The sequence below is a fragment of the Streptomyces sp. NRRL B-24085 genome (assembly GCF_001282115.1).
In the GTDB taxonomy this organism is placed as follows: Bacteria; Actinomycetota; Actinomycetes; order Streptomycetales; family Streptomycetaceae; genus Streptomyces.
In genome coordinates this window covers 1-7,822 of record NZ_LJBR01000076.1, presented here as the reverse complement: position 1 = coordinate 7,822, position 7,822 = coordinate 1, and the positions used below count along the sequence as shown (strand labels likewise).

The window sequence follows — 7,822 nt, the reverse complement described above, 5'->3', positions numbered from 1 at the left end:
CCCCGCAACCGTTCCCACCCCCGCTCGTACGCGAATGCCTCCGCTCCCCACCGCAGCGCCGGTACCGTGCGCACCAGCCCGGTGGGATCCCGCTCCAGCACCCGCACCTCGGCGATCCGCCGCCGCCCCGACCGGTCGCGCACCAGATGCAGTACGACCGACAGCGCGGCCGCCAACTGGCTGTGCAGCGCGGCCCGGTCGAGTCCGGCGGCGGTACCCAGCGCCTCCAGGCGGGCGGGTACGTCGGCCGCCGCGTTGGCGTGCACGGTCCCGCAGCCGCCCTCGTGGCCGGTGTTCAACGCGGCCAGCAGATGCACCACTTCGGGCCCGCGCACCTCACCCACTACGAGCCGGTCCGGCCGCATCCGCAGGGCCTGGCGCACCAGGTCCTCGAGGGTGACCTGTCCGGCGCCCTCCTGGTTGGCGGGTCTCGTCTCCAGCCGGACGACGTGCGGATGGTCCGGCCTGAGCTCCGCCGAGTCCTCCGCGAGCACGATCCGCTCGCCCGGCCCGACGAGCCCCAGCAGCGCGCTCAGCAGCGTCGTCTTCCCGGTGCCCGTCCCCCCGCTGATGAGGAAGGACAGCCGTGCGTCGAGCAGCGCCCGCAGCACCCGGTCCCCGCCCGGCGGCACCGTGCCGGCCGCGACCAGTTCGTCCAGCGTGAACGCGCGCGGCCGTACCACCCGCAGCGACAGGCACGTGCAGCCGACGGCGACCGGAGGGAGGACCGCGTGCAGCCGCGTGCCGTCCGGCAGCCGGGCGTCGGCCCAGGGCCGCGCGTCGTCGAGGCGCCGTCCCGCCACGGCGGCGAGCCGCTGCGCGAGCCGTCGTACGGCGGCCGCGTCGGGGAAGGACACGGTGGTCAGTTCGAGTCCGCCGCCCCGGTCGACCCAGACCCGGTCCGGCGCCGACACGAGGACGTCCGTCACCGACGGGTCGGCGAGCAACGGTTCCAGCGGTCCGCTGCCGACCAGTTCGGACCGCAAGCGCTCGGCCGCTCCCAGTACTTCTGCGTCCCCTAGAACACGGCCCTGCTCGCGCAGTGCCTGGGCCACGCGGGCGGGCGTCGGTTCGGCCCCGCTCTCGGCCAGCCACTGCCGTACACCGTCCAGGAGACCGGGAGCCGCTTCCGCGCCGGCAGCCGAGGACACCGTGCGGACACCCGTCGGGGCTGTCCGCGGCCGCCCGGGAGCACCGACCGGCGTCTCAGCCGGCCGCCGTCGCCCGGCGGAACCCGCCACCGGACGCGCCGCCTGCCGCCCCTCGGCGGAGCCGCCCGCCGCGGCCTCCACTCGTCCGGCCCCTGGCAGTCCCGAGAAGCCGCTCATGCCGTCCCCGTCCCTGTCTCGGCCAGCGCGCGCTCCCAGAACTCCTTGCAGAACCGCGCCAGCGGCCCCCGCGCGGCGGCGCCCGGCGGTGATCCGCTCCCCTGGGGCCGCTGGAGCGCCGACTCGACCGGGACCTCGCCCACCAGGGGCAGGCCCAGCAGACGGGCCACCTCGCGGTCGTCGAGGCCGGGTGCGTACGGGCCGCGTACCGCCACCCGCAGGTCGCGCAGGACCATGCCGACACCTGAGGCCACGCGGCCGGCCGCGGCGACGGCGCGCAGTTCGGCGGGTACCACGAGGATCCCGAGGTCGATCTGGGCGAGAGCTTCGGCGACGTCGTCGTCGAGGCGGCGGGGGAGGTCGACGACGACGGTGCCGCCCCGGCGCCGGGCCGCGGCGAGCACCGCCCGTACGGCCTGCGGCGGGACGGCGATGCGGTCGCCGCGGTCCCAGCTCAGGACCCGCAGCGAGTGCAGTTGCGGCAGCGACTCCTCCAGGGCGCCGCCGCCGACCCGCCCCCGCGAGGCGGCGAACGCCGGCCAGCGCAGCCCCTCGGTGCTCTCGCCGCCGAGCAGTACGTCGAGTCCGCCGCCCAGCGGATCGGCGTCCACGAGGAGCGTGCGCAGTCCCTCACGCGCGGAGGTGACGGCCAGAGCGCACGCGAGCGTGGAGGCTCCGGCCCCGCCGCGGCCGCCGATGACGCCGACGGTGAGGGCGGGACGGCCGACGCCCTCGGTGACATCGGCGATCCGGTCGACCAGCCACTGCTCGCCGTCGGGCAGCATCAGGACGTGATCGGCGCCGATCTCGACGGCCCGCTTCCACACCCCGGAGTCGTCCTGGTCCCGGCCGACGAGCACGACTCCGCGTCTGCGGGCGGCCCCTCGCACCCGCCGGGCGGCGTCGTCGCCGACCAGGACGAGCGGGGCGGCCTCCCAGCTTCCTCTGGGCTGCGGCATCCCGTGATGGACCTCGGCCGTCGCCCCGGCCGCCGCGCACAGCCGCAGCAGGTCGTCGAGCAGGTCCTCGTCCTCTGTGACGATCAACGGCCGGCCCGGACGCCCGCCGGCGGTGGGCTGTCCCTCGTGTGTGACGGCTGCGGTCACGGCTCCATCCCCCTTCACCGCGCCGCGCGAGACCCCTTCAGGGGCCCGTCCGGCGCCTCTCCCACAGGGCCCCTTCGGCCCCGCGATTCCCAGACATGTGAAGAACCGGCAACCGGCCTCCATATGAACGGCCGATAGGAACCGGCCAAACACACCCGACAAACCAGAACCGGCCATGAAGTCGGCCGGAGCGGGACGTGTGGGAATCACGGTGCAGCGATCCCGGAAATCGTGTGGATCTTGGTGGATAACTGTGGACAACCCGACGCCTGTGAATATCGCCGTCACCCATACCGGTGAGGGTGTGCAGCCTGTGTACGAGGCCCGCAGAGCAGCGCGATGACTACGCACAGTGACGAATCATGAGCATGCCGAAAGGGCGGCCGAAGCCGCCTCGCAGGAAGCGCGGAACCGCGTACGGAAGAGGAAAACCCACCCGGACATGCGACGACCCCCACCGGGGGGGAGAGTGGGGGTCGTCTCCACGGCCGACTCGGGGGGGGAGGAGCCGGACCGGGTTAGCACGGTCGCGAACGATCCGTGACTTCCATGGTGTACCCGAGAGCCCTCTCAGGCAAACCCACACGCCTCACCTTACGCCGAATGGGCTGCGCCTATGCTCGGGGTCGTGGAAAACCACTCCTTGCCCCGCACAGCCGCCTTCTTTGACCTGGACAAGACGGTCATTGCGAAGTCGAGCACGCTCACGTTCAGCAAGTCGTTCTACCAAGGCGGCCTGATCAACCGCCGGGCCGCCTTGCGGACCGCATATGCCCAGTTCGTCTTCCTCGTCGGCGGTATGGACCACGACCAGATGGAGCGCACCCGCGAGTACCTCTCCGCGCTCGTACGCGGCTGGAACGTCCAGCAGGTCAAGGAGATCGTGGCCGAGACCCTCCACGACCTGATCGACCCGATCATCTACGACGAGGCCGCCTCCCTCATCGAGGAGCACCACACCGCCGGCCGGGACGTCGTCATCGTCTCCACGTCCGGCGCCGAGGTGGTCGAGCCCATCGGTGAACTCCTGGGCGCCGACCGGGTGGTGGCGACCCGCATGGTCGTGGGCGAGGACGGCTGCTTCACCGGCGAGGTGGAGTACTACGCGTACGGCCCGACGAAGGCCGAGGCCGTCAAGGAGCTGGCCGAGTCCGAGGGGTACGACCTGGAGCGCTGCTACGCCTACAGCGACTCGGCGACCGACCTGCCGATGCTCCGGGCCGTGGGCCATCCGCACGCCGTCAACCCGGACCGGGCCCTGCGCCGCGAGGCCCTCGCGCGCGGGTGGCCGATTCTCGATTTCCACCGGCCGGTCCGGCTCAAGCAGCGGCTGCCCGGGTTCGCCGTACCGCCCCGCCCGGCACTCGTCGCGGTCGCCGCGATAGGAGCGGCGGCAGCGACGGCAGGTCTCGTCTGGTACGCGAATCGACGGCGGTCGACGGTCGCCTGAGGCGATTCCGGCTACTTGAAACCTATTTGAGGACAAAAGTAAAGAACGGCGGCCGGGGGTTCCGCTTGCCGCGGTCCAGGAGTACAAAGGGGTTAACGGCCCGCGAGACCAAGGACATCCGAGAGGATCACCTCAAAAACGCATTTGGCCCCACGGACCGAGCATGGACACCGGGCACCCACGCGACGTCGACCCGTCGATTACGGGCCAGCCGCACCAGGTGACGGGCAAAGTTCCCGACCTGATGGGCAACATATCGAGGACGCTTGGTAACTCGGTGAACATGCCAGCGGCGGTACGAGTCCTCGTACCGCCGCAACCCTGTTCAGGGGGTCCTACGCCGCCCCGCGCTGGAGCGCCTCGCACACCGCCGTCGACTCGCGCGCGCCCAGTTCGATCGCACTGCCGCAGTGGGCGATCCAGGCGGCCATGCCCTCGGGGGTGCCGGAGGCGTAGCCGTCGAGCGCCGCCAGATAGGCCGCACGGCCCAGCTCGGCGTGACCGACCTCCGCGGGGCAGACCGACTTGGGGTCGAGACCGCTGCCGACCAGGACGATCCGCGCGGCCGCGCGCGCGACGAGACCGTTGTGGGAGACGAACGGCCTGAGGGCGAGGAGCTCCCCCTGGACGACGGCGGCCGTGACCAGGGCGGGGGCCGAGCTGCCCGCGATGATCAGCTCGGACAGGCCCTCCAGCCGGCCCGAGACCTCGGCCGCGTCCGGCAGGGGCAGCTCGATCAGCGGCTCGTCGACGCTCTCGCCGGCCTGCCGGGGGCGCCCGACCTCGTCCTCGCCGGTGGCCGCGGCGACCAGGTGCAGCCGGGCCAGCACCCGCAGGGGCGACTGCCGCCAGATGGACAGCAGTTGGCCGGCCTCGGCGGTCAGCCTGAGCGCCGCGCCCATGACGCGCGCCTCGTCGTCGACGCCGAAGTCGGAGCGCCGGCGCACCTCTTCGAGGGCCCAGTCCGCGCCGGACAGCGCGGCCGAGCCGCGGGCCCCGCGCAGTGCGGCCTCGGAGGTGATCTCGTTGCTGCGGCGCCGCATGACACGGTGTCCGTAGACCCGGTCCACGGACTTGCGCACGGACTCCACGGACTCGGCCACACCGGGCAGCGAGCCCAGGGCCGCGAGCGGATCGGCGTTCGCGCCTGTCGTACTCATGAGTACGACACTACGCAACCGGGAGCGGTGCCCCTCGATGGAGTGGTCTTCTTCACGCCCACCTGACACATACAGCTATTGCCCGACTACTCTTGGTGAACATGAAAATTGCTTTCGTCGGGAAGGGCGGCAGCGGCAAGACCACCCTGTCCTCCCTGTTCATCCGCCATCTCGCGGCCACCGGAGCACTGGTGATGGCCGTCGACGCCGACATCAACCAGCATCTGGGGCCGGCGCTCGGCCTGGACGAGGGCGAGGCGGCCTCGCTGCCCGCCCTGGGCGAGCGGCTGCCACTGATCAAGGAGTATCTGCGCGGCACCAATCCGCGGATCGCCTCGGTCGCGGAGATGATCAAGACCACCCCGCCCGGCGAGGGCTCACGGCTGCTGCGGGTGCGCGAGGACAACCCGGTCTGGGACGCCTGCGCCCGGCCGGTGGAACTCGACGGCGACGTCGTCCGTCTGATGGTCACCGGCCCCTTCACGGAAGCCGACCTGGGGGTCGCCTGCTACCACTCCAAGACGGGAGCGGTGGAGCTGTGCCTCAACCACCTGGTGGACGGGCCGGACGAGTACGTCGTGGTGGACATGACGGCGGGCTCGGACTCCTTCGCCTCCGGCATGTTCACCCGCTTCGACATCACGTTCCTCGTCGCCGAGCCGACCCGGAAGGGGGTCTCCGTCTATCGCCAGTACAAGGAGTACGCCCGCGACTTCGGCGTCGTCCTGAAGGTCGTCGGCAACAAGGTGCAGGGCCAGGACGACCTCGACTTCCTCCGCGCCGAGGTCGGGGACGACCTGCTGGTGACCGTCGGCCACTCCGACTGGGTGCGCGCCCTGGAGAAGGGCCGGCCGCCCCGGTTCGCACTCCTGGAGGACGTCAACCGGCGCGCCCTGCACCGGCTGCGGACGGCCGTCGACGCGACCTACGGCCTGCGTGACGCGGAGCGCTACACCCAGCAGATGGTGCACTTCCATCTGAAGAACGCCCGGTCCTGGGGCAACGAGCGCACGGGGGCCGACCTGGCGGCGCAGATCGACCCCTCGTTCGTGCTCGGCGAGAGCGCGGTGACGGCCGCGAGCGTCTGACGGTCCCCGCCGCCCGACGACCGCGTCCGCCCCGCCGCACCCGACCGCTACGGCTTGGCCGCCGGTGCCCCCGGTACGCCCTTCGGGGCCGGGGCCGGCCGACCCGACAGGAAGGCCGGCCAGCCCTGCCGGGGCGCCTCGCCGACCCCGAGGGTGCGCAGCCTCTCGAGGGTCTTCGGGTCCTGCGCGTCCAGCCAGTCGGCGAGCTGCCGGAAGGAGACGCAGCGCACGTCGGGCTTGTTGCACACCTGCTCGACGGTCTCCTCGACGGCACGCATGTACGTGCCGCCGTTCCAGGACTCGAAGTGGTTGCCGATGATCAGGGGCGCGCGGTTGCCGTCGTAGGCCCGCTGGAAGCCCTTGAGGAGGCCGTCGCGCATCTGGTCGCCCCAGAACTCGTGCTTGCCCGGGTCGCCCTGGGTCCTGGTGCCGGACTGGTTGACCATGAAGTTGTAGTCCATGGTGAGCTGCTCGTAGGAGTGTCCCGGGAAGGGCACGAGCTGCATCGACAGGTCCCACAGGCCCTGCTTCTTCTTCGGCCAGAGCTGCTCGTTGACCCCGCTGGTGTCGTAGCGGAAGCCCAGCTCGCGGGCTGCCTGCATGAAGTTCTTCTGCCCTTCCAGGCAGGGGGTGCGGGCGCCGATGAGTTCCTTGTCGTAGTCGAAGGGCAGCGGGGCGGCCTTCGACATCCCGGTGTTGGTCTTCCAGGACTTCACGAACCTCTTCGCCTGGGCGATCTCGTCCTTCCACTCCTCGACCGACCACTGGCCGACCCCGCCGCCGCTGCCGCAGAAGTGGCCGTTGAAGTGGGTGCCGATCTCGTTGCCCTCCAGCCAGGCGAGGCGGAGCTGCTTGACGGTGTCGGCGATGCCCTGCTCGTCGTTGAAGCCGATGTCGGAGCGGCCCGGGGAGTGCTGCGGCGGCCGGTACTCGGCACGCTTGTCCTCCGGCAGCATGTACACGCCGCTCAGGAAGTACGTCATCGTCGCGTGGTTCGCCTTGGCGACCTCACGGAAGTGGGAGAACAGCTTCTGGCTGTCCTCGCCGGCCCCGTCCCAGGAGAACACCACGAACTGCGGGGGCTTCTCGCCGGGCTTGAGGCGCTGGGCTCTGGGCAGGTGCGGCTGCGCTCCGGTGTAGGCGGTGGAGCCGTCGCCGATCAGACGGAACACCCGCTTGGGCGGGGCCTGGGCGGGCTTCGCCTTTTGCGGGCCCGCGGCTCCCCCCTCGGAGACGTCGGTGGCGCAACCGGCGAGCGAGGCGGCGCAGACCGCGGCGATCACGGCTCCCGCGGCAATCCTGTGGGTGGCGGCCATGTTCCGCCCACCTTCTTCCTTCTCTCGGGGCAACGACAGCGCCGCCAAGTTCGCACGAGCCCGAGAAGGAATTAGTACGACAAGCCGATGAAATTGCCACTTCACCCATTCAGGTGGGCAGTTAACCCATTTGCCCGGAAAGTCTATGCCTGCCCTTTACTCTGCATTACGATCCATTTACCGAGCGTTGATTCATCCCGCCGCTGCACGCCGTGACCCACGGCCGCGACCCGACCCCCGTCCCATGCGGGGGACCACCTGTTCCGCGACCGCGCTGCCCCGGAGGAGACGGGAAAAATGTCAGCCTGTGTTCCCACTCGCCCCACCGACCCGAGCGACTCGCAGCACACGAGGCGCCTCCACCCAGCCCCTGT

General features: G+C 71.3%; 6 protein-coding genes. 2 read left to right on the top strand and 4 right to left on the bottom strand.

Annotated features, from left to right (window positions below):
• Together AOJ26_RS11580 and ssd are read right to left on the bottom strand one after the other, a co-directional pair.
• Window positions 1-1,151, bottom strand: a 1,151-nt coding sequence (locus AOJ26_RS11580) for a TadA family conjugal transfer-associated ATPase (protein ID WP_053848158.1), incomplete at its 3' end; no start/stop codon positions are given.
• Window positions 1,152-1,324: 173 nt separating this feature from the next.
• Window positions 1,325-2,434, bottom strand: a complete 1,110-nt coding sequence (ssd, locus tag AOJ26_RS11575) for a septum site-determining protein Ssd (protein WP_053848157.1) — start codon at window positions 2,432-2,434, stop codon at window positions 1,325-1,327.
• 616 nt (window positions 2,435-3,050) lie between these two features.
• On the opposite strand from ssd, the gene AOJ26_RS11570 reads away from it, so the two are divergent.
• Complete coding sequence (locus AOJ26_RS11570; protein ID WP_053848156.1) at window positions 3,051-3,884, top strand: HAD family hydrolase; 834 nt, start codon at window positions 3,051-3,053, stop codon at window positions 3,882-3,884.
• Between the two features lie 335 nt (window positions 3,885-4,219).
• On the opposite strand, the gene AOJ26_RS11565 is transcribed toward AOJ26_RS11570, so the two are convergent.
• Window positions 4,220-5,044 carry a Fic family protein gene (locus AOJ26_RS11565; protein WP_053848155.1) on the bottom strand — a complete coding sequence of 275 codons (825 nt, stop codon included), beginning with the start codon at window positions 5,042-5,044 and terminating at the stop codon, window positions 4,220-4,222.
• Between the two features lie 101 nt (window positions 5,045-5,145).
• Here AOJ26_RS11565 and AOJ26_RS11560 point away from each other — a divergent pair, with 101 nt between their 5' ends.
• Window positions 5,146-6,132: an ATP-binding protein gene (locus AOJ26_RS11560; RefSeq protein WP_053848154.1), complete on the top strand. Its 987-nt coding sequence runs from the start codon at window positions 5,146-5,148 to the stop codon at window positions 6,130-6,132.
• 47 nt (window positions 6,133-6,179) lie between these two features.
• Here AOJ26_RS11560 and AOJ26_RS11555 read toward each other — a convergent pair whose 3' ends face one another.
• On the bottom strand, window positions 6,180-7,448 hold the full coding sequence (locus tag AOJ26_RS11555) for a hypothetical protein (RefSeq protein ID WP_053848153.1): 1,269 nt from the start codon (window positions 7,446-7,448) through the stop codon (window positions 6,180-6,182).
• Between the last annotated feature and the right edge of the window lie 374 nt (window positions 7,449-7,822).

Bases quoted from the DNA above. Each gene is read 5' to 3' on its own strand.
- AOJ26_RS11570 (WP_053848156.1), top strand. From the start codon at position 3,051: ATGCTCGGGGTCGTGGAAAACCACTCCTTGCCCCGCACAGCCGCCTTC.
- AOJ26_RS11565 (WP_053848155.1), bottom strand. From the start codon at position 5,044: ATGAGTACGACAGGCGCGAACGCCGATCCGCTCGCGGCCCTGGGCTCG.
- AOJ26_RS11560 (WP_053848154.1), top strand. From the start codon at position 5,146: ATGAAAATTGCTTTCGTCGGGAAGGGCGGCAGCGGCAAGACCACCCTG.
- AOJ26_RS11555 (WP_053848153.1), bottom strand. From the start codon at position 7,448: ATGGCCGCCACCCACAGGATTGCCGCGGGAGCCGTGATCGCCGCGGTC.